We start from the raw sequence: 24,457 nt of genomic DNA, 5'->3' as shown, positions 1-24,457 counted from the left end.
AGGATCCGTGTCCGCGGGCAGATCGGCCAAAATGGCCTCCAGATCCCCTGGAGGAATTTTGGACGCTCAACCGGCGGCTTTGACGCGCGTTGTCAGCCTTTTGGAAGGATCTCCCAAGTCAGTCACCACAATTAAAGATTGATAACCTTGCTCGCCACCTGCATAGATGTGACAATATCGAGCATGTTGGTGGTCTCGCCCACCTTTTTCTTGTCCAGGAGATCGAAAAAGGTCAGGCAGGTGCCGCAAACGAGCACACTCACTCCGGAGGATTCCAGTTCCTGGATGGCCGGCACGGTTTCGGCGCCTGCCACCGTGAGTTTGACACCGTTGTTTACGAATACCAACCGCCACAGTCCTTCCATTTCCTTAAGCGTGGAGAGGAAGTTGACCATCAGTTTCTTGCCCAGGGTGTCGTCTCCATACCCGATACGGTCCGTGGCGATCATGACCATGGTCCGGGCCTGGTCGAGGCCCAATTGCCGGTCGGACATGACCTCGCACTCCTTGGATGCTGGAGCGCTTTCCGCACGATTGCCGGTTATGGTGAACACTCCCGCGTCGCTGGTCACATCGGGTTGAAATCCCCGGGATTGGAGAAAGCGGGACACGTTTTGGCTTGCCGCTTCGTTGTCCACCAGGATTTGTACGGCCTCGACGGTCCGCGATTCGATCAGTTCTTTGGTTCTGAGGACGGGACTGGGACAGGCCAGCCCTTTGCAGTCCAGAATCTCCATGGTCGTTCCCTTCAATCAAATTTATATAGCAATCTATTCACTAAAGGGGAAAAAATAAAATTGGAAATATCGATGAGAAAACAGAGAATAGATCGGAATAATCGATACATTCAGATCCGGGCGACTAGGGAAGCCCGGCCGGAAGTCGGCAGCCGTTTTCTAGGGTGTTTCGTAAGAAACAGGAAAGTAAGAGAGGCCTGGAATAATATAGTTGACTTTTAGTTCGAGGGCGGCTATTATATCTTCAAGTAATCATATAAGCAGAAAAAGCCAAACCCGTCGTGAGGCGGGGACGGAAAGCCGCGGATCTCGAAGAGATGGCCGGGTTGCCTGAGGGTGCCGGGCCTTTTTTGTCTTCTGAAGAGGGGCACTTTGGGAAAAGTGTAGGATAATAGCAGCAGGAGGGCGCCATGAGAAAAGTGAAGGAAACTAACTTGAACAATTTGAAAAGAAACCGGATGTATCGGTTCATGGGCGACTGGAGAAGGATGTCCGTCGCCGTGGCCGCGATAGCCGCCATCGCAGCCTTTTTGATATGCGGGCCGGTCAATGCCTACACCATAAGCGCTGTGCTGACCGGTGACCCGAGATCCGAAAACCCGGACAACATCTTGGTGAATGTGACCATAGAGGTCGACGAGGTCAACTCGCCGAACGTGGCATCCTGGACGGTGGAATTCGACATGGCCGGTGTCCATCCGAACGCCAAGGCGAGCGAATTTTATTTCAACCTGGAAAACAGCGGCAACAAATTCGATAGCGGCAACTTGACGTTCAGCGGCTTCGATCCGTCGACGTGGGCGGTCGTGAGTCCGGCTTCCACCGTGGGTGGCGGTACTTTTACGCCGAATTTTCTCTTTGAAGCTCAAGACACGGGTACCGGACAAAACAAGAATCCTATCCAGGACGGAATTCCCCTCATGTTTGACATGACTTTAACAGCGGGTAACTTTTTGATCAGCGACTTCTTGAACGCCCCGTTTTCAGTCAGCTCCGACATGGTGCTTGGTTCGGGTCAGTTGGGCATGCATGTGCAGTCGTTGAACATGGCGGCGGGAAACGCCACCACGGATAGCGGGTTTGTTTTGGGTAACTACCACGTGGTTCCCCTCCCAGCCGCCGTCTGGCTGTTGGGATCCGGTTTGCTGGGCGTAATCGGATTCGGGCGCAGGAGGAGAAACCGCTGACCGACCCTGAAAGGCATTGATAAAAAGGGCAGGATCCTATGAAAATCCTGCCTTTTTTATTTATTCAGTGTACCGTTCAGGATATTCCTTGCAGACAATTGCACTTCCGGGAGCTACCTGATAGTCTATTTTATATTGTGATTATGCGTCCGGCGGCGCAGGCCGGAATGGTGAGCGAAACGAGCCGGTTCCGGCCAAGGCGCTTTCATCCGTACGCACCAGCTTAGGGTCCTCCGCGTTTTCCTCGCGGGACGGGACCTCCTTCAAGGGGCGACGGCAAGGAAAACGCGGATTTGAGGATGAGCGGCATGGATTACAGAACAGCCCTCAGAAACAAGCTGGAAGAAGTTCTTTTTCGCGATAGGGAAGCGCCGGCGGGAAACGTACTCCAAGGGATCCGACACTGGTTCCTCAACTTGCTTCGAGCCATTTATATCGGAATCTATAAGAGTTTTGCGGACCATGTTCAATTCAAGGCCTACGGCCTTACGTACATCACCACGCTTTCGATTGTGCCCATGCTCGCGGTCTCGTTCTCGGTGGCGAAAGGATTGGGTATGGCGGAGGCGCTGCGCGAGGTGCTTTTCAGCCACGTGACAGGGGTCCGGCCCGAGGTTCTCGAAAACATCCTTCAATATGTGGAAAACACCAACGCCCGCACCATTGGTATTGTAGGCGTCGTTTTCCTGTTCTACACGGTCACCGCCATGATCAGCGCCATGGAGCGAGCGTTCAACGAAATCTGGAACGTCGCGGAACAGCGGCCGTTGTACAGGAAGTTCACCGATTACATCAGCATTGTTACGGTGTGCCCGCTGTTGCTTCTAGTTGCCACGACGGTTACGGCTTCGCTGAGCAGCAACGCGTTCGTGGAATATCTAATGCGCGTGCGTTACCTGACGACGTTGGTGACATTTTCGTTGTCCATTGTGCCTTACGTCTTGTCCTGGCTGGCCATCGGCGTGATTTATCAGCTTCTTCCCAACACACGCGTGCCCGTGGTCAGTGCGATTTCCGGGGGCCTCATAGCAGGTATCGTCTGGCAGCTCGTGCAGAATCTGTATATCGCTTTTCAAGTCGGTGTGGCCAAATACAATGCCATATACGGTTCCTTCGCCAGCTTGCCGCTGTTTCTCATCTGGCTCTATTTGAGCTGGCTCATTCTGCTTTTCGGAGCCGAGATCGCGTACGCTTTTCATGGCTTTGGCAAGGTTCATCCGCGGTACTTGAGGAGCAGGGAGAAGTCATCCGCCGAAGCGCTGGTGATGAAGGTGTACTTGCTGATGGCCAAACGGTTTTACGCGGGTGAACCGGCCTGGCCCGCCAGGGAATTCGCGCTGCGCTTGGGCGTGGACCAGGAGCTCGTGAACACGACTCTAAGTATGCTAGAGAAAAGCAGGCTGGTGGTGAAACTGATCGACTCTCCTCCAAGATTCCAGCCGGCGAGGGATCTGGAAACCATATCCCTGGCCCAGGTGATGACGGCGGTTCGGGAGCCGCTGGATATCTCGAGGATAGATGATCCGGCGGAGAAACGTCTCGAAGAGATTCTGCGCGACGTCCGTTGCATGTCCGTGGAAAAGCTTTCCCACATTTCGGTGAAGGAACTTATCACCAAGCAAGTCCCGGATAGTTGAAATGTACGCACCGAACGCTGAAATCAAGGCTTCTGAAAAAAAATCGAAAAGACCGTCTCACCCCTTGACACCGCTAAAACCTGTTTTACCTTGAGCAAAAAGTTTGCCTTTTTTTGCTATCCGTCGTCCATGGCAAATCGCGATAGAATCCCATTCGGGAAATAGATATAACCGTATATCAGGAGGTGAAGGTGGATGAAGATCAAACCGCTTAACGACAGAGTGTTGGTCGTCCGAATCGAGGAAGAGCAGACAACCGCAGGTGGAATTATCATTCCTGATACCGCCAAGGAAAAACCGCAGGAAGGGAAGGTCATCGCCGCGGGTCCCGGCCGTTTGACCGAAGAAGGCAAGCGGATTTCGATGCAGGTCAAAGAAGGCGACAAGGTTCTGTTCGGCAAATACGCGGGAAGCGAAATGAAGCTGGACGGAGTCGAGTACCTCATCATGCGTGAAGACGATATTCTAGCGATCTTGGGTTAGGGGGAATAGTATGGCTGCAAAGGATATAAAGTACGATATGAAAGCCAGGGAAAAAATGCTTGCCGGCGTCAACAGCCTGGCGAACGCCGTGAAAGTGACTTTGGGCCCCAGAGGTCGCAACGTCATTCTCGAGAAGTCCTGGGGTTCGCCGACCATCACGAAGGACGGCGTTACCGTGGCCAAAGAAATCGAGCTGGAAGACAAATTCGAAAACATGGGCGCCCAGATGGTGAAAGAGGTGGCGTCCAAGACTTCCGACGTGGCTGGAGATGGTACGACAACCGCGACGCTGCTGGCTCAACGCATCTACCAGGAAGGTTCGAAAATGGTGGCGGCGGGTCACAACCCCATGTCGCTGAAGCGAGGTATCGAGTCCGCCGTCGAAGTCGTCGTGAGTGAACTCAAGAAATTGTCGAATCCCACCAGAGACAAGAAAGAAATCGCCCAAGTGGGAACCATCTCGGCCAACAATGATTCCACGATCGGAGACATCATTGCGGAGGCCATGGAGAAGGTCGGCAAGGAAGGTGTGATCACGGTCGAGGAAGCCAAGAGCATGGAAACCACCCTCGAAATCGTCGAGGGTATGCAGTTCGACAGAGGATATCTGAGTCCGTATTTCGTCACCGATCCGGAGAAAATGGAAGCCGTTCTCGACGAGCCTTATATCCTGTTGAACGAGAAAAAGATCAGCAACCTGAAAGACATGTTGCCCGTTCTCGAACAGATCGCCAAAATGAACAGGCCGTTGTTGGTCGTTGCCGAGGACGTGGAAGGCGAGGCCCTGGCCGCGTTGGTTGTGAACCGGTTGCGCGGCACGCTGAAATGCGCCGCGGTGAAGGCTCCGGGTTTTGGAGACCGACGCAAAGCGATGCTTCAGGACATTGGCATTCTTACGGGTGGACAGGTGATTTCCGAGGATCTGGGCATCAAACTCGAGAACATAAAACTGAACGACTTGGGAACCTGCAAGCGCATCACTATCGACAAAGACAATACGACCATCGTTGACGGCGGCGGCAGTAAGGCCGATCTCGAGGGACGTGTGCGACAGATCCGCGCCCAGATCGACGAGACTACCAGCGATTACGACCGGGAAAAGCTTCAGGAGCGACTGGCGAAGCTGGTGGGTGGCGTGGCTGTGATCAACGTGGGCGCTGCCACCGAAACCGAGATGAAAGAGAAGAAAGCCAGAGTCGAGGACGCCTTGAACGCAACGCGGGCCGCTGTGGAAGAAGGCATCGTGCCCGGCGGCGGCGTGGCTCTGCTGCGCTGCGAAACCGCTCTTGAGGCTCACAAGCTGGAAGGAGAAGAGAAACTCGGCGTACTTATCGTCAAGCGAGCTCTCGAAGAGCCTGCACGCCAACTGGCGGAAAACGCCGGTTTTGAAGGCTCCGTGGTCATTCAGAAAATCAAGGAAGGTAAGGGCGCGTACGGATTCAATGCGGATAGCGGTGAATACGAAGACTTGATGAAGGCCGGTATCATCGACCCGACCAAGGTGACCCGTTTCGCCTTGCAGAACGCTGCGTCCGTGGCGGCGCTGCTCCTTACGACGCAGGCCATGGTGGCGGAGAAGCCGAAAAAGAAAGAAGCTAAAGGCGGCGGCGCCGGTATGCCTCCCGACATGGGTGATATGTACTAAACGGAATTCCATTTCAGCGATCATAGATATCTCCGGACGGGAATCATCCCGTCCGGAATTGTTTTCCAAGAACCGCCTTTCCAAATGAACGCACCTCACGATCAAGGTCCCACCAAAAGCACTGCCGAAGGTACTCCGACGGCCCGAGATGAATACGAGGTATCCGAACACGTGGAGTCCATGAAGCCCGGTCGCGCCGATCGAAAAGAGTTGGAATCGACCATCGGCAGCGAAACCGTCATCCAGAGAATTCTGGATACTTCCCATCCCGCCCAACTCGTCGGAAAACTCGCGGAAGAGGATTTCTTCTGGCTGGTTCTGGACGCAGAGCCCGATTCGTCACTGGAAATTCTGAGGTTGGCTTCGGAAGATCAGTGGACGTATGTGTTGGATCTGCTGATCTGGAACAATGAGGGGCTCGATATCGACTCAGCCGTGGAATGGTTCGAACGACTGTTTCTGGTGGACCGCAGCCGCTTGACATCGCGGTTGTTGAACATGACTCCGACCTTGCTGACCGTGTTCCTCTCGAAAACCATCCGCCTCTGGGTGAGGGGGCATGACGAACCTGTGGATCTGAGCGGGCAGGAGTGGTTCACTCTGGACGAAGTATTTTACCTACGCTGCAGGCGCAGAAAGCATCGCGTCTTTATCGAGGAACTACTGAAGGAACTGGCGGACTCTGATTTCGACCGCTACTATGCCGTTATGTTTGCTTCCGCTGAAATCATTCCAGCGGAAGAAGAGGAAGGTCTCAAAGATCTCAGGAATGCGCGGCTGGCGGATAAGGGGTTTGTTTCCTGGGACGAAGCCATGCTGATCTACAGCCACATCAAACCCAGTCAAATCTATCGAAAAGTCCCTGTTTCCGAGTACTTCTCCGAATCCGACGAGGAACCCGGCGAGGGCATCCCCGTGACGCCGGTTCTGCTGGCGGAATCCCGCGACGCTTTCTCCAGGGCCTTGTCCTCGATTTTGGATACCGATACGCTCGATCGGCTTCGCCTGGAATTTGCGGGCCTCTGCAATATGGCGTTGAGCGGTGAAGGGTGCGCGCCGGACGAGGTTTCCGTGCTAAAACGGGTCTATCGAAAAGCCTCCGGCATGGTAAGCATCGGAATCGAGAGAACGGACGCGGAACCCTCCGTCGTGTTGCAGGAAAACGCCCTTATCGATCTATTTCGATTGGGATTCAGCGCGGTGCTCGATCTGAAGTGGAAGGCGGAGAAATGGTGGAAAAGCAGTTGGGCCCATGGTCAGGGATTATCACTGTCGTTCTGGGATAGGTCTTTGGAAGGCATGCTGCAGGGTCTTTTTCGAAAGCGCCCGTTACGCTATGACGCCGCATCCGAATCCCAACCGTTTGTGGATTTTGATTCCGTGGAAGAGGTGCAAGCGTGCGACAGGAAGCTGGATACACTTGAAGCGCTGGACGCGTTTCTGGAGGCTTCGTGCAGACAACCGATACCGGACGGTGAGAGAGAAGACCCGTTCTTTACATACAAAAGATGTCTATATACCATCTGGGCCAGGAGTTCTCTCGATTTAGATCCCGTGTTGAGCCCCTTGACCGCCTCGGATCTGAATCGTTTCTTCGATCGCATGGCAGAGGCGGGCGGCGAGGTGTCGGCTTGGTCCGGGCCGGAAGTAATGGACGCGTTCTTCGATGCGCTCAAAGCGCATATGCCCCAACTATCTTCCGATCATTGGAGGCGCGTGCGGGCCGTCTACAAGGAGTTGCTGGATTCCGTCCGGGATGCGTTCGGTAAGGTGAAACGGGCGGATCTGGACGCCCGGTACGTGGACTTGTTCCGGGTGTGGCCCGGGCGGGAAGAGACATCGATTTGACCCTGAAAGTAAACGAGATTTTCTATTCCATCCAGGGGGAATCCACCTATGCCGGACGCCCCTGCGTGTTTGTCCGACTCACCGGATGCAACCTCCGCTGCTCCTATTGCGATACCACGTACGCCTACCAGGATGGTGACGTGTGGTCGTTGAAGGATCTTCTGGCGCGAGTGGGCTCCTATTCGTGCGGCCTGGTCGAAATCACGGGAGGAGAGCCGCTGCTTCAGGATGAAACGCCGACTCTGGCGCGACGGCTTCTGGACGCCGGTTACCGCGTGCTCGTGGAGACCAACGGCAGTATCAACATTGAATTGCTGGACCAGAGGTGCGTTCGAATCGTGGACTTCAAATGTCCGTCCAGCGGAGAGGCGGACAAGGCGGACTGGGATAACTGGCATCGGATGGGGCCGGAAGACCAGGCCAAATTCGTTATCAGCAATCGGACGGACTACGAATTTGCCGTGCATGCTCTGAAACGGCTTTGCGACAATGCGGGACCTCGGTTTCCCGTGCTGTTCTCGCCAGTGTTCGGGGCAATGGAGCCTCGAACGCTGGCCGAGTGGATTCTTGAGGACAGCCTGCCGGTTCGGTTGCAGCTTCAATTGCACAAACTCATTTGGGGCCCGGTCGCCAGGGGCGTGTAGGCCTTCGAAGTCGCCTGACGCGCCCGATGAACGTTCGATCGGGGCTTGATGTACACGTGTGCTACGTCGCCCTGTCTCGATGCCGATCAGGCTGCGCGAATTCTCCCGATGAGATCGATCTTCCCACTTCCGGTGTGAACCTTCAGTTCGATGGGCTCAGGGGGGCCTGTAATCTCTGGGTCCGCTCTCCGGCCTCGATGGATCTCCCGCCAAAATAGGCCCGCGCTTCCTCGACGTCGCGGGCGATCTGTTCGGACAACTCTTGGACGCTCGAGAATTTCATTTCGTTCCGCAACTTGTGAAGGAAATTGATCTGTATCCGCTCGCCGTAAATATTCTCGTTGAAATCGAATAGATATGCTTCTACAGATAGGCGTTCCAGACCAAAAGTAGGGTTGTATCCCACGTTACACACACCGGCATACGTCTTGCCCCGCAGGATGACCTCCACCACATATACACCCTGCCCCGGCATGATTTCTTGGCCGGTTTCCATGTTGGCCGTGGGAAAGCCCAATACGGCTCCCCCTACCTTCCGGCCGGGAACGACTTTTCCCCGCATCTGGAAAGGCCGTCCTAGAAACTTCCGCACCTTTTCCATGCCACCCTGCTTGATAAGGTGGCGAATCGTGGTGCTGCTCACTCGCTCGCCCTCGAACTCAACGGCGTCCATCCGGACCACCCGGAAATCCTGTTCTTCGCTCATACGCAGCAGCAGTTCCAGGTTTCCTTCCCGTTTGTAGCCGAAAGCATAGTCGTGACCGATGACGATGGCCTTCATGCCCAGGCAACGGCATAGAATTCCTTCCACGAAGTCCCGCGCTCGGATTCGGGAGAACTCCACGGTAAAAGGAATCACGACCACATGGTCGATGCCGTATTCCCTCACGAGTTCCAATCGTTGCTCCAGACTGTTGATCATTGGAGGGGGCAGAATGGAAGCGCTATGCACCACAGCCAATGGGTGCGGGTCGAATGTCACGACAACCGACTCGCCGTCCATCTCTTTTGCCAGTTGTTTGATATGATCAAAAAGCGCTTTATGGCCCACATGTACGCCATCGAAGTTGCCAATGGTAACCACGGCCTTCTTAAAGGGATGCCTAATTTCAGAGAGGCTGTAAAACACGCCCATGTTGTGGATCCTTTTATATATTCATATTCGATGGATTCGTAAGAACCCTTTTGATCAATATATAGCCTAAGAAAATCAACAGGTTAGAGACACGAAAGCGGGTTTTTACGTACTCATCCTAGTTGTATATTCGCATTCAGAACCTGTCCGGAAGCTTCCGAGGGTTACTCTTCCGTTCCTTCGAAATCTGCTCGGTCGGTCGATGTACACACTACCATACCCGGAATCCGCGCGGACTACAAACCGGGACCGGGCGCTGAGGCATTCATCGGACTCGCCGGGTTCCAAGACCTCTTCCGAACGGAACCTCGATCCTTCGCCGGTGCAGACCCACCGTCGCCGGTCGGCCAAACACTCATTTCGATCGCTCTGAGACGCTCCATTATTCTTGACAAACGACAAGAAAGACTCTATTAACGAAAACGTTCGTGCCGAAGTGGCGGAACTGGTAGACGCGCTAGGTTCAGGGTCTAGTGGGCGTATGCCTGTGCGAGTTCGACTCTCGCCTTCGGCACCATGAAAACAACAAAAGGCGCTCCTTCACCTGGCTGCGCCTTTTTTCGTTTTCAGTTACGTTGTGTCAGCCGGGTTTTCCTGGACCTCCGAGTGCCTCCGGGCACACGTTTTATAGTCCCGAAACGCATGGATGTCAACTTGGCCGAGCTTTTTTGCTACCAAAAAAAGAGGAACGCGTCATGAAAACGGCTCTACTCATTATCGATCTGGTGGAAGACACGTTTGGAAAGCACAGTCATTTACCCGTAACGCAAGCCGCTCTGGCCATGGTGCCCCGAATCAACGAGGTTATCCGCGCTTGTCGTCAACGTGGCTTGCCCGTGATTTTCTCGACGGACAGCTTTCTCGAAAACGATTTCGTTTTTCAGGGAAAGATGAAGCCGCATTCGATCAGGGGAACCCGGGGAGCGGAGGTATACTCCGGATTGGACCGGCAACCCGGTGACGTCGTATTGCCCAAAAGGAGGTTTTCCGCGTTTTACAAGACGGACCTGGACCAGTCTTTTCGCCTGTGGGGGGTGGACACCGTGGCAGTGACAGGCATCGCCACTCACGTGTGTGTGCTGGCTACGGCTCTGGACGCCCTTTCCAATGACTTCAAAGCCATTATGATCGAGGACTGCTGCGCCTCCATGAGCGAAGACATGCACAACAACTGTCTGAACTTATATCGCAGGAGTCCATTGTTTCCCCTCTTTCAGGTGATGCCCTCCCAGGAATTCATGGAAAAGATCGGCAGCGGCGAGCAGGGGTGATGAGAAGCCCCGCATTCCGGTTCCTCATCGAAAGGTGGAAACGCTTCTGAAAGGCGAAAGGCGAAGTCAGCCCACCGGGAACGTGGTCCGCGGCGTCCCGTGGACCACGTTCGAAGATCTGGTAAAACGGTGAGAGAACTATAGAACGGCTATCCGGAACGTCTCCGGGGGGGGCGCTGAAATTAGAATCCCATCAAGAAATCCAGCTTGAAGTCGTCGACCACACCCTTTTCGTCAAAATACACATCAAGCACCTGATGGTCGTACTCACGCTTGTGGGTCTTTTTCTGCACATACAGGTAACGCCAGACGGGTTCCGGTCCGTCGGTGAAGAACTTACCGTCAGGGCTTCCGAACCAATCCTTGATCTCGTCCTTTGTTGTCTTGCCCACTTGAATCTCGGATACTTTGGAATCATCGAATTTCGTGCAGTCAAGAGCGGTCGAACTCATGTACTGGACACCGTACAGAACTTCCTTTTTGAAGAAGAAGTCAACTTGCTGGATGGCGTACACATCCGGCTGGCAAGCGTTGTCGGATGGGTCTCTGTAGGCGTAGCTGATCTTTGTGAGACCGGTTTCGGGCGTGTATAACTCGTGAGTCAGGTCTTGAGTTCCGTAAACGCCTTTTATCTCGTCCATGGTAGTCTCGCCCAGCGTAAACTGGTCGACTGCCGCTTTCGAGATCCGTGATGGCGCCGCACAAGCCATAAACATGAGAGCGATTATTCCAAGGGTTAACATGCCGACCAAGATCCGTTTCATCTCATTCCTCCTTTTCTGTGATTTTGTGAGTTCCAAGGATAGGAGAAACCCCTCTTTGAGTCAACTGCTTTGTAGAGCGTGCACCAAATCGCAAGGCCGCTTACCTCCTGCACTTGAACCAACGCGGACCAGGTCTTATAGTCAGATAAATTCATAAAAGGAGACGTTGAATGCCTCGAGTCGACGACTACCAGCATGCCTTCGAAATCGCGCAGAAAGAGCTGAAACAGCAGGATCCGGCCGATGTGGCCAAACGGAGCGGGGCGACCTATGTCGAGGACGGCGAAGGCGCCGTATCACTGACCTTCATCGATCGAGGAATCGTTGTCCGCTTCAGTGGCATGCAAATAGAAATGGAGAACGATTCGGACGGAGGCGAGATCCCGATTCAGGAAAAGGTTCTGGTGCTGCACTATTTACTCGGCGCACAGGGACAGGCGCCCTCGGGCCGGTTGATCACCTATAGGGAAATACCGTCGGGAGAGTTCTATTTTCCCGCCTTTAAAAAGCGGGCCATAGATCCCATGGTGGCCGTGTTTGGACAAAAGGGTGAAGCGTTTCAATCGCTGGCCGCCGAACTGGGGGGATCCCGTCAGACCGACCTCTCGGGGCTCGCTTACCGTTTCGTGCCGGTCCCGTTGGTTCCGATCACGCTTCAACTGCACGAGGCGGACGACGAATTTCCGGCGTCGGGAAACGTGCTTTTCGATGAGACCGTTTCCGATATCCTGTCACTCGAGGATGTGGCCTGGCTCTCCGGCATGATCGTGTACCGGCTGATGGGAATGCTGCGAAACCGTAAATAGCGGGTCTCCATGCGCGCTTTCAGCGCTTTCTTTGGTAAAGCGTCAAAGATATAGGTACCGAACAGGAGGATTCGATATGAAATTAGCCATCAGCGGCAAAGGCGGCGTTGGGAAAACCACCGTAGCCTCGCTCATTATCCGCGCTTTTAACGAACTCGGTAAACGGGTTCTCGCAATAGATGCCGATCCGGACGCCAACCTGGCCAGCGCATTGGGTATTCCAGATGCGGACAAAATCGTTCCCATAGCGGAAATGAAAGACCTTGTCGAGGAGCGTACGGGCATGCGTCCCGGCACGGTGGGCGGCATGTTCAAAATGAATCCCAAGGTGGACGACCTGCCGGAGAAACTCTCTGCCAAAAAGGACGGGATCTTGCTCATGCGCCTCGGAGGTGTCCAGAAAGGGGGAGGAGGGTGTATCTGTCCGGAGAGCACCTTGCTGAAGGCCCTCATATCACATATCGTGCTGGCCCGAGACGATGTCGTGGTCATGGACATGGAGGCCGGCATAGAGCACCTCGGCCGGGGTACGGCTCAGGCGGTCAACAAACTGATCGTGGTGGTCGAGCCGGGCCAAAGGAGCGTGGAAACCGCGCGCCACATCCGGCAATTGGCCTCGCAGATCAAGCTCGATAAGGTGGCCCTGGTAGGAAACAAGATCCGGGGAGAACAGGATCGGGAATTTCTGAAAAAGAACATGCCGGACTTCGAGTTCCTGGGATTCATCCCTTATGATGAGGCCATTATCGAAGCGGACCTCAAAGGGGAGTCTCCGTACGATCAGGACACGGAGGCGAAAGCCATCGTACGGAAGATGATCGACTCCATTCAGTCCTAGATCGGGTCGGAATGGGGAAAAGAAGGGAAAAGAAGGGGTCAAGTCTACTCTTGGCTCTTGCTGACCCTCTCTGATGGTTCTTCGAATAGACTCATCATGGCGCGGCTATCCTTCTTAATGCTCCCATCGTCTGTATGGGCATTGTCCTTAGGATACGGGCGCCTCAAAGTGTATCGGAACAAGAGCCAAGAGCAGACTTGACCCCTTTCCTTTCTTCACCGTATACGGCCCGTTCCAAAACATCCTCCGCCGTATACCCATCGAGGGACAGGAACGCCATGAACGCTCTCCTGCCCGGAATTAACTCTCCGAAATGCGAATGGAGCCCCAAAGCCCGGGCCCCGTTGGACGTGGCCATGGCCATGATGTCGCGGGGCGAAAGATTCGGTAGCTGACGAGCGAGGAACGCCGCTTCCTTCCACACGTCCAGATCGTCCACACTGGCGAGGCTGTCCGTTCCCAGAGCCGGTCGAATGCCCGCTCTCAGCATGTCTTCCACCGGGGGCATGGTTCCGTACATGCGCATATTGCTCCTCGGACAGATACATACGTTGCAGCGTGCTTCCGCTAATCGGCGAAGATCCTCCCAGACGGCCAGTCTCAGATGAACGGCCAACGTCCTTTCGTCCAGGAGTCCCAGTTCGTTGGCGTACGCGACCGGCGTATCCCGTTGGGTTCGAGGGAGAACGAGAGTGATGCCCCGTTCGCTTAGAAAGTCGGCCCACTCGCCCTTTCCCGTGCGGATAAATGCGGCTTCCTCTTCCGACTCCGCCAGGTGGATGGAGAACAGCAATCCCTTTTCCTTCGTGCGTTGTTTAGCGGAAACGAGCGTTTCCGAAGGCGTTGTGTGCGGTGCATGACCCGCCAGGGACAGACCCGGTTCACAGGACGCGGCGTTGAGAAGCGGCTTGCTCAGGGACGCCCGGGGCAACGGCGAACCACCCAGCACCTCCCAGAGAAACCAGCCGCATAGGTTCGCCTGCCTCAGCCTTTGGATGCCCGCCGGGCCGGCGCCGATGTCCGCCACGCAGGCGGTCCCTCGGGAACACAGGTTCCTTGCCGCGGACAAAGCTTCTGATTCCGCCGCTTCGGGATCCATCCGCCCCCTTTCCTGTAGGAGCGAACGGACCCAGGACAGAAACGTTCCGGACCCGTGCACCCGGCCCTTCAGAGCGGACAGATCGAGGTGGGTATGCGCATTGATGGCGCCCGCCATGAGCAGGCCCGTACCGTGATCCGTCACGCGACGGGAGGAGGAGGCCGAGCCGTTTCCCCATGGCTCTACCCTCGAGATGGTATTCCCGACCACTGTTACGGCGCCGTTTTCGATGATGCGATCCGGGGTCATCATGACCCATTTGGCGCGATGCACTCGTGGGGGAGGAGAAACGGTTTCTTGGTTGCGGGTGCTTGAATGAGAATCGTCGTTCATGTCGATCCGGTCAGGTGTCCAGTCGTCAGGTCTTGGGCGGTGCGCCCAAAACCGACTTAAAAGATTTGGGAGGGGAGCGCGAGGGGAACCCTTTTCAAAGGGTTCTCCTCGGTCCGATCAAATCAGGTTATAGAACGTATCTCTTTTCGCCGGTGTGAAGTTCGCGTCGCGGATGAGGCGCACCATATCCTGTTGCGACAGACGAAAGCGCACCCCTGCCGCGGCCACGACGTTCTCTTCGATCATGGTGCTGCCCAGGTCGTTGGCGCCGAAAGTGAGAGCGATCTGTCCGATTTTTGCGCCTTGGGTAACCCAGGAGGCCTGAAGATTGGCCACATTGTCCAACACGATTCTCGAGATGGCCAACATACGCAAGTAGGCCACGCCCCCCAGGGGGTCCACCTTGATCTGAGTATTCCGAGGTTGAAACGTCCATGGGATAAACGCGGTAAATCCGCCCGTTTCATCCTGCAGGTCCCGGACTCTGAAAAGGTGCTCCAGCCGCTGTTCGGGCGTTTCGATCTGGCCGAACATCATGGTGGCCGTGGTGCGGAGCCTCAGTGTATGGGCCGTATGCATGACTTCGAACCACTGATCCGCCGTGCACTTGCGTGGAGACACTTTGCTTCTCACATCATCCACCAGGATTTCGGCTCCCCCGCCGGGTATGGACCCCAGGCCCGCGTCGATCAGTGCGATAAGCACTTCCCGGATGGTGATTCCCTCGATCTCGGCCATGAACACGATTTCGGGCGGTGAAAACCCGTGCACGTGAATGGGGAACCGTTCCTTGATAAAGCGGAGCAGGTTCACATAATAGTCGAGATGAAGTTCCGGATTCATGCCTCCCTGAAGCAGAATCTGAGTGCCGCCCACATCGATGGTCTCTTGAATCTTCCGGGCCAGTTCCTCGCGGCTGAGAACGTATCCGTCCGGCGATCCCGGTGCTTTATAGAATGCGCAAAACCGGCATCCGGACACGCACACATTCGTATAGTTGATATTCCGGTCCACCACGTAGGTCACGCGCATGTCGGGGTGAAGGGCCAGGCGGCGGCCGTGGGCCAGTGCTCCGAGGTCAAGGAACTCCGCTTGCGCGTACAAGGCCGCGGCTTGGTCCATGCTTACACGGTGTCCGTCTTTCACGCGTTTGATGATTCCTTCAAGCGTGGGCGGCATGCGCGCTTCCTTCCACGGACCCATAAAAAGCGTCCCGTTCCACCGGTTCGAACCCGGCTTCCTCGATCAAGCCTCGGAGCAGGGACCTGGAGACGCCCTTGGGGCTCTCCGCGCCGGCCGTGTGGGAGATTTTTTCCTCGACAATGGTGCCGTCCATGTCGTCGGCTCCGAAAGACAGGGCCACCTGCGCGAGTTTCAGTCCCAGCATGACCCAGTAGGCCTTGATGTGGGGAAAGTTGTCGAGCAAAAGGCGCGCCACGGCCACGGTCTTGAGATCGTCGTACCCCGTGGTGGGGGGCAAGTGAGACAAGCGGGTGTTTTTTGAATGAAAGGCCAGCGGCACGAACGCCATGAAGCCTTCGACTTCGTCCTGCAACGCCCGCAATCTCAGAAAGTGCTCCACCCGTTCCTCGACGGTTTCCACATGTCCGTACAACATGGTGGCGTTGGTCCGGATGCCGGCCCGGTGGGCTTCACGCATGACCTCGAGCCACTCGTCGGCGCCTATTTTGCGCGGAAACAGCTCTTCCTGTATCCGGGGAGAAAACACCTCGGCCCCGCCGCCGGGCATGGCTTCCAAACCGCACTCTTTCAATCGCCGGAAGGTATCCGCCAACGTGCTTCCGGTCAATTTTGCCAGATGGTGGATCTCGACCGCGGTAAACGCCTTGACCGTGGCGTGGGGGCGCACCTTTTTTATCCTCCGGACCAGGTCGAAATAGTAATCGGCCGGAAGATCGGGATGTACGCCTCCCACCACGTGAATCTCCGTGATGGGTTCGGCCTCGCGGCAGCGGAGAGCCGCCTCCACGTCGTCCAGGGTCATGAAATACGCGCCTTCCCGGTCGGCCTCTCTTCCGAACGCACAGAATCGGCAAAGGTTCTTGCAGATATTGGTGTAGTTGATGTGCTGGTTGTATACGTAATACGCTTTGCGCCCGTTGGCGGCCAGACGCGCCCCGTGCGCCAAAACGCCCAGCCCCAGGAGGTCGTGGGTTCGATACAAATGGTTCCCGTCTTCCGCGTCCAGGCGTTTGCCGGCCTCGAGCTTTTTTTCGATTTTCCGCAGAGCGGGATCCGTGGGTTGTGCAAACATGATGTTCCTTTTCATTACTCTATTCTAATGGGGAACTCTTCTTTATCCCCACGATGCATGGCTTTCTCGATTTCAGCCGCCAACCGGGGCAGAGACATCCGGTCCGTGGAGAGCTTCAGGATCGAGCACTCCTGATACCAGGGTCTTCTGTGTTCGAGGAGGCTTCGCACTTCCTCTTCAGGCGTCTTGTCCGTGAGGGGAGGGCGCTGCGCAGCCGTGTTGGCGTCTTTGCTCATGCGTTGGAGGATCGTATGGATGTCGGCGGTGAGCCACACGGTATAAAAGTCCCTTTTCAGCGTCTCCCGGCATTCGGGCGTTTCGATGATGCCTCCCCCTGTGGCCACGACCACCCGTTCGTGCTTCGAGAATTCGCGCAACAGCTCGGCCTCGATCATGCGAAACGAATGCCATCCCTGTTCGCGCACCAGATCGGCAATGTCTTTGCGCGCTCTTTCCTGGAGCACCTTATCCAGATCCACGGCGCGCCATCCCCATTGTTGGGCCAGGATTTGCGCCAGGGACGACTTGCCGGTGCATCGATATCCGATCAACGCCAGCCGAACTACGGCGTTAGCTGAGTGAGCAACGGGATCTTCAAAGTGGTTACGATCGCGCATGAGACAGCGTCAGAAAGCGGTTGCTTTTGCCTTTCAGAATGGTTATTATTGACCATGTGGTCACTTAATTGCAAATCCTTTTTAAGCGGTTAGGGATGACCGCGTGGTCATTAAAGATGATGTGTGAATCACGTACAAACCCCAAAGTCCGCGTCGGCCGGATCCGATACATGAATTCGGACCCCGTGTACTATCATCTCGAACAACGCTCCCCCTCGGACGAATTGGAACTGGCGCCCGGCGCCCCGGCATGTCTGAACCGCCGGGTCCGAATCGGCGAGCTGGACATCAGCCCTGTTTCCTGCGTGGAATACGCCCGCCACTTCGAACGATACCTGATCTTGCCCGACCTGTCCATATCGAGCTTCGGTCCGGTGAGAAGCGTTTTCCTGGTCACGCAGATGCCGGTGAACGAACTGGACGGGAAACGGATCTGGGTGACCGAAGAGTCGGAGACTTCGATCGCGTTACTCAAGCTGCTGCTCGAGAACGGCAAGGGAGTGCGGCCGCGGTACGAGACCGTTCGGATTCATCCGGAAGTCCTCCGGAAGGAACGGCCGGATGCGGCCCTGGTCATCGGAGATCTCGCACTCCGCATGGGGACCAACGGCGGTTTTCAATATCGCTACGATCTGGCGGATTGGTGGCGTGAGGAGACGGGACTCGGGTTTGTCTTTGCCCTGTGGGTGGTGCGCAGGGAGTTCGCCGAGGCGCATCCGGATCGCGTGCGGAGAGCGCTGGAAACCCTGCTCGATTCCAAACGCAAAAGCCGTGTCGCCCTTGCCGACGTATCCCGCGCCGCCGCCGCGCGAAGCGGCCTCGATGAAGGCCTCATCTACAGTTACATGGATCGGCTGGTCTTCGATCTCGATCCCCCGCTGATCGAGGGGCTTCGTGCGTTTTTCGATAAGCTCCACGCCCGGGGCGTGCTTCCCGAGCCGGTCCCGCTCCGGTTTTTCGATGCGTGAGGGAGGTGGAACATGCGCTCTTTCAACCCCCGTCTGCGACATATCCTGGATCCGACCACGGGTCGGACCGTGATTGTCCCTCTGGATCACGGGTTCACCGCGGGTCCGTTAAAGGGATTGGTTTCCATGAGGGACGCGCTGGACCCAATCCTTCAGGCGCGGCCCAACGCCGTGATCCTCCACAGCGGCATGCTTCGGGAGCTGCCGTGGGACTTGCCCGCCGACGTCGGCATCATCCTGCATCTGTCCGGCGGCACGAACCTGACTTCATCCGGAATCCGCAAAGTGCTCGTAGCCAAGGTGGAGGACGCCCTGGGTCTGGGCGCGGACGCGGTATCCATTCACGTGAATCTGGGAAACCGGTACGAGGCGGAGATGTTGGCCGATGCCGGGGCTGTTGCATCCAAATGCCGGACCTATGGTCTGCCGCTCCTGATCATGGCTTACGTGCGGGGAAAAAAGGTAAAGGATGAATTCGATCCGGGTCTGGTGGCGCACGCCGCCCGGCTGGCTTCGGAACTGGGCGCCGATGTGGTCAAAGTGCCCTATACCGGTTCGGTGGAGAGTTTTCGATCCGTGGTACAAGGCTGCTGCGCGCCCGTGGTGATCGCCGGAGGACCCAAGATCGATCGGGAAGAAGACCTGATTCGCTGCGTTCAGGAGGCCATGAAGGCGGGCGCCGCAGGCATATCCATCGGCCGCAACGTGTTCCAGCATCCGAATCCCAAACTGCTTCTCCGCCGGCTGAGAACCATCGTGCACTCCAACCGTTCCCTCGCCCACGTGTCCCACGCGGCTTGAGGAACGGCCTGCTATTCGGAATTCAGCGGCCGGAAGGAACGTTTCGTAAAAGAAACACTCTGAAAGAACCTCATTCCATCCAGCGAGCGGATCCGGTCAGGCTGTCGCCGATGATGACCTGGTCCGTCATGCCGACGAAGAGCCCGTTTCCAACGGTGCCGGTGATGTTGTTGAGACGCATTTCCAGGGCCGCGGGATCGTCTATACCGTCAAAATGCACGTCCAGAAGCAGGTTGCCCAGGTCGGTAATCACGGGTCCGGCTTTGTGGACCGCCATGCGCAGCTCGGGTCTTCCGCCCACTTTTTCCACGGCCGCCATGACCGCGTACAGGGCCACCGGAATGACTTCCACGGGCACGGGAAAACTCCCCCCCAGCCTGGGGACCAGTTTCGAGCTGTCCACAATGACTACAAAACGATCGGCGAACCCGTCCACGATTTTTTCGGTAACATGGGAGGCGCCGCCGCCCTTGATCAGGTTTTTTGAAGGATCCACCTGATCCGCGCCGTCAATGGCAATGTCAATGCCGGAGACATTGTCCATGGAGCGCAGGGTTATGCCGACTTTCCGCGCCAGATGAGACGCCTCGTAAGAAGTAGGCACCCCCTGGATCCGGAGCCCTTGCTCGCGCACCCGCCGTCCCAGCTCCTCGATCACAAAGGCTGCCGTGGATCCGGTTCCGAGCCCCACCACCTGTCCGTCCTTGACGAGTTCAACAGCCGCCATTGCCGCCAGACGTTTTTCTTCTTTCGCATCCCGTTTCTTCGTCGATTCCAATGTGAACGCTGCCTCCGATATTGAAGTGATTGTACCGAGCATGGAAAAAGGGCTCCCTCGACGGGAAGCCCCTTGTTGAATTCGGCTGTGGCCAAAGGGCGAGGCTAGAAGCCTGCTGGAGCATTGCTCCGATTGCTTACCATGCTGTTGAAAAACGCGATCTGCGGCGTTGCGCTTCATCCCTCGTCACTGCGACGTACTCTATGTACGACTCATTCCTCGAGATTCGCGCGCCTTGCATCTCATCGTTTTTCAACGGCCTGTAATAACCCGGCTTTTTCAACGGGCTGTTACTAGGATTTCGGCTCAAAGAGTATCGGCGCGCCCAACTCATCGAAACTGAAGTTGTAGAACACGTTATGACCGTTATAGTCGAGCACCCGCAGGTCGTCTGTCTGGTTGAGGTCTCCAAGGATGACGTCGTAGTGGTTACCATACTTCTTTTTACACAGATCCACCGGCACTTCGTACGCGATGAACTTGTTGATGCCTTTCTGACGAACCTTGTCTACGAATTTGGGGTCCGTAAAACTCTTGTACGTAGTCAAGATCAGGATCGGACCGGTTCCTGTGAACAAGATCCCTGCCAAGCTGTTCATCACTCGGCCTCCTTTCTCGAAAGTTACGTTCGGCGGGCCCGAAACCCTCGCCTCGCCCTTTCCCAGGCGGCTTACAACGGTCACAGCATTCGCTCTCGCTTCCTCGGGTCGGAAATTCCGTCCCGACACGGATCTCTATTCCGCACCGCCTTATATGTATAATAACACAACGCACCGATCTTGACCACACACGTGTGCGCGAATCAGGCCGGCGCTTGAAATCGGGTGACTCTCGAGAGAAACGTTCGGGTGATGGGGTCGGAAGGTCGGGAGAAGACCTGTTCCGCGGGGCCGTACTCGACAATGGCTCCGTTCGCGAGGAAAACCGCCTGGTCGGCTGCGGCCCGCGCGAATCCCATTTCGTGCGTAACCATGATGATGTCCCTGCCTTCGCGTTTCAACCGAGAAATGACTTCCAGCACCTCCGCGGACATCTCGGGATCCAGAGCGGACGTGGGTTCGTCAAACAGCAGGACCCTGGGTTTGATGGAGATGGCCCGCACGATGGCCACCCTTTGCCGCTGTCCCCCTGAAAGCTCGGCAGGCTTCTTCAACGCATGATCCTCGAGATGGAAGTGACGAAGAAGCTCCCGGGCCCATCGTTCCGCTTCGGAAGGGTTGTACCCGTGCACCTTCTCCAACGGCAGGGTAATATTTTCGAGTGCGTTTAAATGAGAAAACAGATTGAACGCCTGAAAAACCGTTCCAATGCCCCGCCGGTACTGGATCAGCTTGGGTTCGTCGTATTCGACCTCGAGTCCGTTAAGCCGTACGGTTCCGGAATCGGGCCTTTCCAAGCCTCCGATGATACGCAGCAGGGTTGATTTCCCGCCGCCCGACGGCCCGATGACGGCCAATGCTTTCACTTCGCCCGTATCCAGAGTCAGCGAATCGAGGGCGATTTGGCCTTTGTAGGTTTTGCACAGAGAGTGCAGCTCAAGTCTCATAGGCGAAATTCCTCTCGAGATGCCGGCTCCACAAGGATATGGGTAGCGTGAGTATCAGATATCCCACCGCCAATGGGATGTAGCTTTCGAAAGCGCTGTACGTGAAGGCGTTTATTTCTTGAGCGTTCAAAGTGAATTCGCTGATGGAAATAATGGACAGGAGAGAAGAATCCTTGATCAAGGACACGAATTGTCCGGCCAGAGCCGGTAGGATCTGCCGGATGGCTTGAGGAAACACCACGTAGCGGTAGATCTGGCGGCGGGTAAATCCAATGGCTCTGGCCGAGTCGATCTGGGACTTTCCGACGCTTTCAATGCCTCCCCGTACGATCTCACAGATATACGCCGCGCTGAAAATAGACAGAATCAGGATCCCTACCAAATACCTGTTGCGGATCTGAAAAGCTTCCGCCACAACGTAGAAAAAGATGAGAATCTGAACGAGCAACGGGGTCCCCCGGATCAGCTCGACGATCAGTTTGCTCAGGTAGCGCAAGGCCAGCATGCGGGAGCGTTGAGCCAATGCCAGGAACACGCCGAGGCATGCGCTTGTCGCCAAGGCTGCGAAGGAAACCAGGACCGTTACGCACCAACCTCGGACGAACATGGGCCAGTAGCGCCCCACCGAGCTCCATGCCCAATGGTAGGCCACGCGGCTGAAAGCAAAATAGAACAGGCTGACCATGAACAGGAAGGCAAGGAACGCATTGAGACACCGGACGGCGCGCGAAGGAGCGGATTCGTTCCCTTCGTATTCGAGCAGGAAAAGGCGGTGTAAAAGGCGTTTTCGGTTCGAACTCACGGCGGAGCCCTATGTGTAGGTCGGATCGTCGTTGTATCGAACTAGATACGGGGGACTTCCTTCCATCAGAAGTAGAAAGGATATCCCATACGGCGGAACGCTTCTTTTTGCTCGGACAAGTACTTATCCGCCAGGCGGTCGAAGCCTCCGCTTTTTCTGAAGTGGCTAAGAAAGCCGTTCACCTGGGTGCGCAGGCGGTCAGTTCCCTTGCGCAGGCCGATAGCCCAGGACTCCTCTTGAAACGGTTTCAACAGCGCCACGGTGCGGTCCGGATAGCGACGCCAGGTCTTGTATATGGACATCTGGTCGTAGATGAAGGCGTCCGCCTTTCCTTGAACCACTTCGAGCACGCAGGCGGCCTCCTTGTCCAAAACGAGAACCGTCGCGTTACGAATATGAGTTGCAGCGTACGCATGGCCCGTGGTTCCTTTCTTCACGGCCACGGTTCTTCCTTCCTTGTCGGCGTCCGAAATGGAATGAAGGTTCGAGTCTATGCCGACCAGCAGGCACAATCCGGTTTTCAAATACGGATCCGAGAAATCGATGGATTGCCGGCGTTCCGGAGTAGCGGTCATGGAAGAGATGATCAGATCTATTTTTCCGGTCTTGAGTGCGGGAATCAAGCCGTCGAAGGGGATATTCTCGATCCGGACGGGTCGGTTCAGATAAGCGCCTAAGGCATGCGTCAGGTCCACGCTGACGCCCGTAGGGGACCCATTCGAGTCGGTCATTTCGAAGGGAGGGTAGGCCAACTCCATGCCGACGATCAGAGGATCCACGCCGGCTTGCCGGGAGCTGCATCCGGCCAGGAATCCCCCCAGGGTCAACACCAGGCCCAGGTATACCCAAGTTCTTTGCGGCGGACTCGCCGAGGAGGTTACAGACCGGGACACGAACCCGCCCCATATGCGCCGATACATGTTCTCACTTCCTTTCAACTTCCAACGCTTTCGAATCGATTCGGACCTTTCGTCCGGCGACGAACAGCAACAGTCCGCCAACGAAAAACACGGCAGTAAGGACCCAGAAGCTGGGAGAGAGGCTCTCGTTCGCCCTCCAGTCGAATAAAATCATACCCGCGGCAAACCCCATATTCAAACAGATGTTCTTGATGCTCAGAATGGTGGCGCGAAAATCGCTGGGAATGCGACTGTTGATTTCTCCTTCCACATTCACGGTGACGAAGAACATGCACGGCGCCAAGGCCAGCGGAAAAACGACACCTAGGAACGGAACCATGGTGCTCATGCCCGCGAAACTCGCCAGCGCCAACCCGCCGACCACGAGGGCCGATCCGTTGAAACCCAAGGCGGTGTCGATGCGATAGGCATTTTTCGAAACAATGGACCCAACCAGACGGATTCCCACGCCGATGGCGCCGAACCAGGCCACCGGAATCAGAATCTCCTGGAAATATAGAGAGTTATGCACCATGGCGATTCGAATGCCGGAGTCCACGAGAAACGCGAACAGAATCAGGAAGAGGATCTCCCTGCTGTCCAGAACGATCTTCAGGCTGCTGCAAAACATGCTCCATTCGGCGGCAAAAGTCGCTTTTTGCTTCAATCTGGGGGTCTCCCGGAAGAACAACGACCCGATAAAGGTGACGACCATGCAGACGGCCGTGAACCAGATGGGGAGCCGCATGTGAACGGTGTACAGGAGGCTGCCGGACACAGCGGAAACCGACCCGAAGATCAGGGTCTGGTATTGGGCCTTGCCCAGGGCCTGTTTGTACTGATCCTGCCGCCCGGCTTCTTTCAGGGAATCGTACAACAAGGCCGAGTCTGCTCCGGATGCGAGACTTTCGTTGAATCCGCTCAGTACCCGGTTTAATGCAAAACCCCAGAAGGTGGTTGAAAGGGCGAACACCAGCATTTCGATCACTGCGAGGAAGGCCCCTAGACGCAACGTCTTGGTCCTGCCGATCAGATCCGCCACGATGCCGGACGGCACTTCGAAGAAAACGATGCTGAGGGACCAGATGGCCTGCAGCACGGCAAACTGCTCGATGCTTACCCCCGCGTCCAGGTAAAACAGAGCGAAAACCGGGTAGTAGAACCGCATATTGAAAAACACCCGATAAAGGGCAAACAATCGCACATTGCGGTTCCAGGACGCTAGATCGTCGGGCTGCGTCTCCAAGGAAGAAAAGCCTCCTTTGATGTATTTAACAGGCTGTTGAAAAACGCGATCCGCGGTCACGCCAACGGCGTGACGCTTCATCCCTCGTCACTGCGACG

General features: G+C 56.0%; 24 protein-coding genes, 1 tRNA gene, 1 pseudogene and 1 riboswitch (1 of these 27 running past the window's edge). Of the genes and pseudogenes, 12 read left to right on the top strand and 14 right to left on the bottom strand.

Annotated elements, in window-relative coordinates; all coding sequences use genetic code 11:
* Together selD and yedF are read right to left on the bottom strand one after the other, a co-directional pair.
* A pseudogene (gene selD / locus HY788_13045) lies at nt 1-57 on the bottom strand (selenide, water dikinase SelD) (it extends 934 nt beyond the left edge of the window).
* Between the two features lie 74 nt (nt 58-131).
* Nucleotides 132-737 carry a sulfurtransferase-like selenium metabolism protein YedF gene (gene yedF / locus HY788_13040; GenBank protein ID MBI4775080.1) on the bottom strand — a complete coding sequence of 202 codons (606 nt, stop codon included), beginning with the start codon at nt 735-737 and terminating at the stop codon, nt 132-134.
* Between the two features lie 259 nt (nt 738-996).
* Nucleotides 997-1,071, top strand: a riboswitch (cyclic di-GMP riboswitch).
* Nucleotides 1,072-1,147: 76 nt separating this feature from the next.
* Here yedF and HY788_13035 point away from each other — a divergent pair.
* The 6 genes from HY788_13035 to HY788_13010 all read left to right on the top strand — a co-directional run bounded on the left by HY788_13035 (nt 1,148) and on the right by HY788_13010 (nt 8,181).
* Nucleotides 1,148-1,924 carry a hypothetical protein gene (locus HY788_13035; GenBank protein ID MBI4775079.1) on the top strand — a complete coding sequence of 259 codons (777 nt, stop codon included), beginning with the start codon at nt 1,148-1,150 and terminating at the stop codon, nt 1,922-1,924.
* 308 nt (nt 1,925-2,232) lie between these two features.
* On the top strand, nt 2,233-3,561 hold the full coding sequence (locus HY788_13030; GenBank protein MBI4775078.1) for a YihY family inner membrane protein: 1,329 nt from the start codon (nt 2,233-2,235) through the stop codon (nt 3,559-3,561).
* A 195-nt stretch (nt 3,562-3,756) separates the two neighbouring features.
* Nucleotides 3,757-4,044, top strand: a complete 288-nt coding sequence (groES, locus tag HY788_13025; GenBank protein MBI4775077.1) for a co-chaperone GroES — start codon at nt 3,757-3,759, stop codon at nt 4,042-4,044.
* A 10-nt stretch (nt 4,045-4,054) separates the two neighbouring features.
* Nucleotides 4,055-5,689: a chaperonin GroEL gene (gene groL, locus HY788_13020; GenBank protein MBI4775076.1), complete on the top strand. Its 1,635-nt coding sequence runs from the start codon at nt 4,055-4,057 to the stop codon at nt 5,687-5,689.
* 84 nt (nt 5,690-5,773) lie between these two features.
* Complete coding sequence (locus HY788_13015) at nt 5,774-7,537, top strand: hypothetical protein (protein MBI4775075.1); 1,764 nt, start codon at nt 5,774-5,776, stop codon at nt 7,535-7,537.
* Nucleotides 7,534-8,181, top strand: coding sequence for a radical SAM protein (locus HY788_13010; GenBank protein MBI4775074.1), 648 nt, complete (start codon nt 7,534-7,536; stop codon nt 8,179-8,181). The genes HY788_13015 and HY788_13010 overlap by 4 nt, the downstream gene beginning before the upstream one ends.
* Nucleotides 8,182-8,323: 142 nt before the next feature.
* Here the strand turns inward: HY788_13010 and HY788_13005 are convergent, their stop codons facing one another.
* Entirely contained in the window at nt 8,324-9,316 is a 993-nt protein-coding gene (locus tag HY788_13005) for a bifunctional riboflavin kinase/FAD synthetase (GenBank protein MBI4775073.1), read from the bottom strand.
* A 430-nt stretch (nt 9,317-9,746) separates the two neighbouring features.
* On the opposite strand from HY788_13005, the gene HY788_13000 reads away from it, so the two are divergent.
* Together HY788_13000 and HY788_12995 are read left to right on the top strand one after the other, a co-directional pair.
* Nucleotides 9,747-9,833 (top strand) — tRNA-Leu (locus HY788_13000).
* Nucleotides 9,834-10,011: 178 nt separating this feature from the next.
* Nucleotides 10,012-10,587 carry a cysteine hydrolase gene (locus HY788_12995; GenBank protein MBI4775072.1) on the top strand — a complete coding sequence of 192 codons (576 nt, stop codon included), beginning with the start codon at nt 10,012-10,014 and terminating at the stop codon, nt 10,585-10,587.
* A gap of 182 nt (nt 10,588-10,769) precedes the next feature.
* Here HY788_12995 and bamE read toward each other — a convergent pair whose 3' ends face one another.
* Nucleotides 10,770-11,351, bottom strand: coding sequence for an outer membrane protein assembly factor BamE (bamE, locus tag HY788_12990; GenBank protein MBI4775071.1), 582 nt, complete (start codon nt 11,349-11,351; stop codon nt 10,770-10,772).
* Nucleotides 11,352-11,521: 170 nt separating this feature from the next.
* Here bamE and HY788_12985 point away from each other — a divergent pair, with 170 nt between their 5' ends.
* Together HY788_12985 and HY788_12980 are read left to right on the top strand one after the other, a co-directional pair.
* Entirely contained in the window at nt 11,522-12,157 is a 636-nt protein-coding gene (locus HY788_12985; protein ID MBI4775070.1) for a DUF3786 domain-containing protein, read from the top strand.
* Between the two features lie 76 nt (nt 12,158-12,233).
* Nucleotides 12,234-12,995, top strand: a complete 762-nt coding sequence (locus tag HY788_12980; protein MBI4775069.1) for an AAA family ATPase — start codon at nt 12,234-12,236, stop codon at nt 12,993-12,995.
* 163 nt (nt 12,996-13,158) lie between these two features.
* On the opposite strand, the gene HY788_12975 is transcribed toward HY788_12980, so the two are convergent.
* The 4 genes from HY788_12975 to HY788_12960 all read right to left on the bottom strand — a co-directional run bounded on the left by HY788_12975 (nt 13,159) and on the right by HY788_12960 (nt 17,319).
* The gene (locus HY788_12975) at nt 13,159-14,427 is read right to left on the bottom strand and encodes an amidohydrolase family protein (protein MBI4775068.1); all 1,269 of its coding nucleotides are present in this window, start codon (nt 14,425-14,427) and stop codon (nt 13,159-13,161) included.
* A 117-nt stretch (nt 14,428-14,544) separates the two neighbouring features.
* Nucleotides 14,545-15,606 (bottom strand): dehypoxanthine futalosine cyclase, encoded by a 1,062-nt coding sequence (mqnC, locus tag HY788_12970; protein ID MBI4775067.1) that lies wholly within the window; start codon nt 15,604-15,606, stop codon nt 14,545-14,547.
* The gene (mqnE, locus tag HY788_12965) at nt 15,590-16,702 is read right to left on the bottom strand and encodes an aminofutalosine synthase MqnE (protein ID MBI4775066.1); all 1,113 of its coding nucleotides are present in this window, start codon (nt 16,700-16,702) and stop codon (nt 15,590-15,592) included. Before mqnE ends, mqnC begins: the two co-directional genes overlap by 17 nt.
* Nucleotides 16,703-16,716: 14 nt before the next feature.
* Entirely contained in the window at nt 16,717-17,319 is a 603-nt protein-coding gene (locus HY788_12960) for a shikimate kinase (GenBank protein ID MBI4775065.1), read from the bottom strand.
* A gap of 170 nt (nt 17,320-17,489) precedes the next feature.
* Here HY788_12960 and HY788_12955 point away from each other — a divergent pair, with 170 nt between their 5' ends.
* Both HY788_12955 and HY788_12950 read left to right on the top strand, forming a co-directional pair.
* The gene (locus HY788_12955; protein ID MBI4775064.1) at nt 17,490-18,287 is read left to right on the top strand and encodes a menaquinone biosynthesis protein; all 798 of its coding nucleotides are present in this window, start codon (nt 17,490-17,492) and stop codon (nt 18,285-18,287) included.
* A 12-nt stretch (nt 18,288-18,299) separates the two neighbouring features.
* Nucleotides 18,300-19,088 (top strand): class I fructose-bisphosphate aldolase family protein, encoded by a 789-nt coding sequence (locus tag HY788_12950; GenBank protein MBI4775063.1) that lies wholly within the window; start codon nt 18,300-18,302, stop codon nt 19,086-19,088.
* A 70-nt stretch (nt 19,089-19,158) separates the two neighbouring features.
* On the opposite strand, the gene rpiA is transcribed toward HY788_12950, so the two are convergent.
* From rpiA to HY788_12920, 6 genes are all read right to left on the bottom strand, one after another.
* Nucleotides 19,159-19,908 carry a ribose-5-phosphate isomerase RpiA gene (gene rpiA, locus HY788_12945; protein MBI4775062.1) on the bottom strand — a complete coding sequence of 250 codons (750 nt, stop codon included), beginning with the start codon at nt 19,906-19,908 and terminating at the stop codon, nt 19,159-19,161.
* Nucleotides 19,909-20,159: 251 nt separating this feature from the next.
* Complete coding sequence (locus HY788_12940; protein ID MBI4775061.1) at nt 20,160-20,465, bottom strand: hypothetical protein; 306 nt, start codon at nt 20,463-20,465, stop codon at nt 20,160-20,162.
* Between the two features lie 203 nt (nt 20,466-20,668).
* Nucleotides 20,669-21,412: an amino acid ABC transporter ATP-binding protein gene (locus HY788_12935; protein MBI4775060.1), complete on the bottom strand. Its 744-nt coding sequence runs from the start codon at nt 21,410-21,412 to the stop codon at nt 20,669-20,671.
* A complete protein-coding gene (locus HY788_12930) occupies nt 21,402-22,097 on the bottom strand; it encodes an amino acid ABC transporter permease (GenBank protein MBI4775059.1) in 696 nt (231 codons plus the stop codon). The genes HY788_12935 and HY788_12930 overlap by 11 nt, the downstream gene beginning before the upstream one ends.
* Nucleotides 22,098-22,279: 182 nt before the next feature.
* Nucleotides 22,280-23,134, bottom strand: a complete 855-nt coding sequence (locus tag HY788_12925) for a transporter substrate-binding domain-containing protein (GenBank protein ID MBI4775058.1) — start codon at nt 23,132-23,134, stop codon at nt 22,280-22,282.
* A 4-nt stretch (nt 23,135-23,138) separates the two neighbouring features.
* Entirely contained in the window at nt 23,139-24,359 is a 1,221-nt protein-coding gene (locus tag HY788_12920) for an MFS transporter (GenBank protein ID MBI4775057.1), read from the bottom strand.
* Nucleotides 24,360-24,457: the final 98 nt, after the last annotated feature.

The organism is Deltaproteobacteria bacterium (assembly GCA_016208165.1).
In the GTDB taxonomy this organism is placed as follows: domain Bacteria; phylum Desulfobacterota; class Desulfarculia; order JACQYL01; family JACQYL01; genus JACQYL01.
The sequence above is the reverse complement of the archived record's forward strand: the minus strand, read 5'-3'. Positions and strand labels throughout refer to the sequence as shown.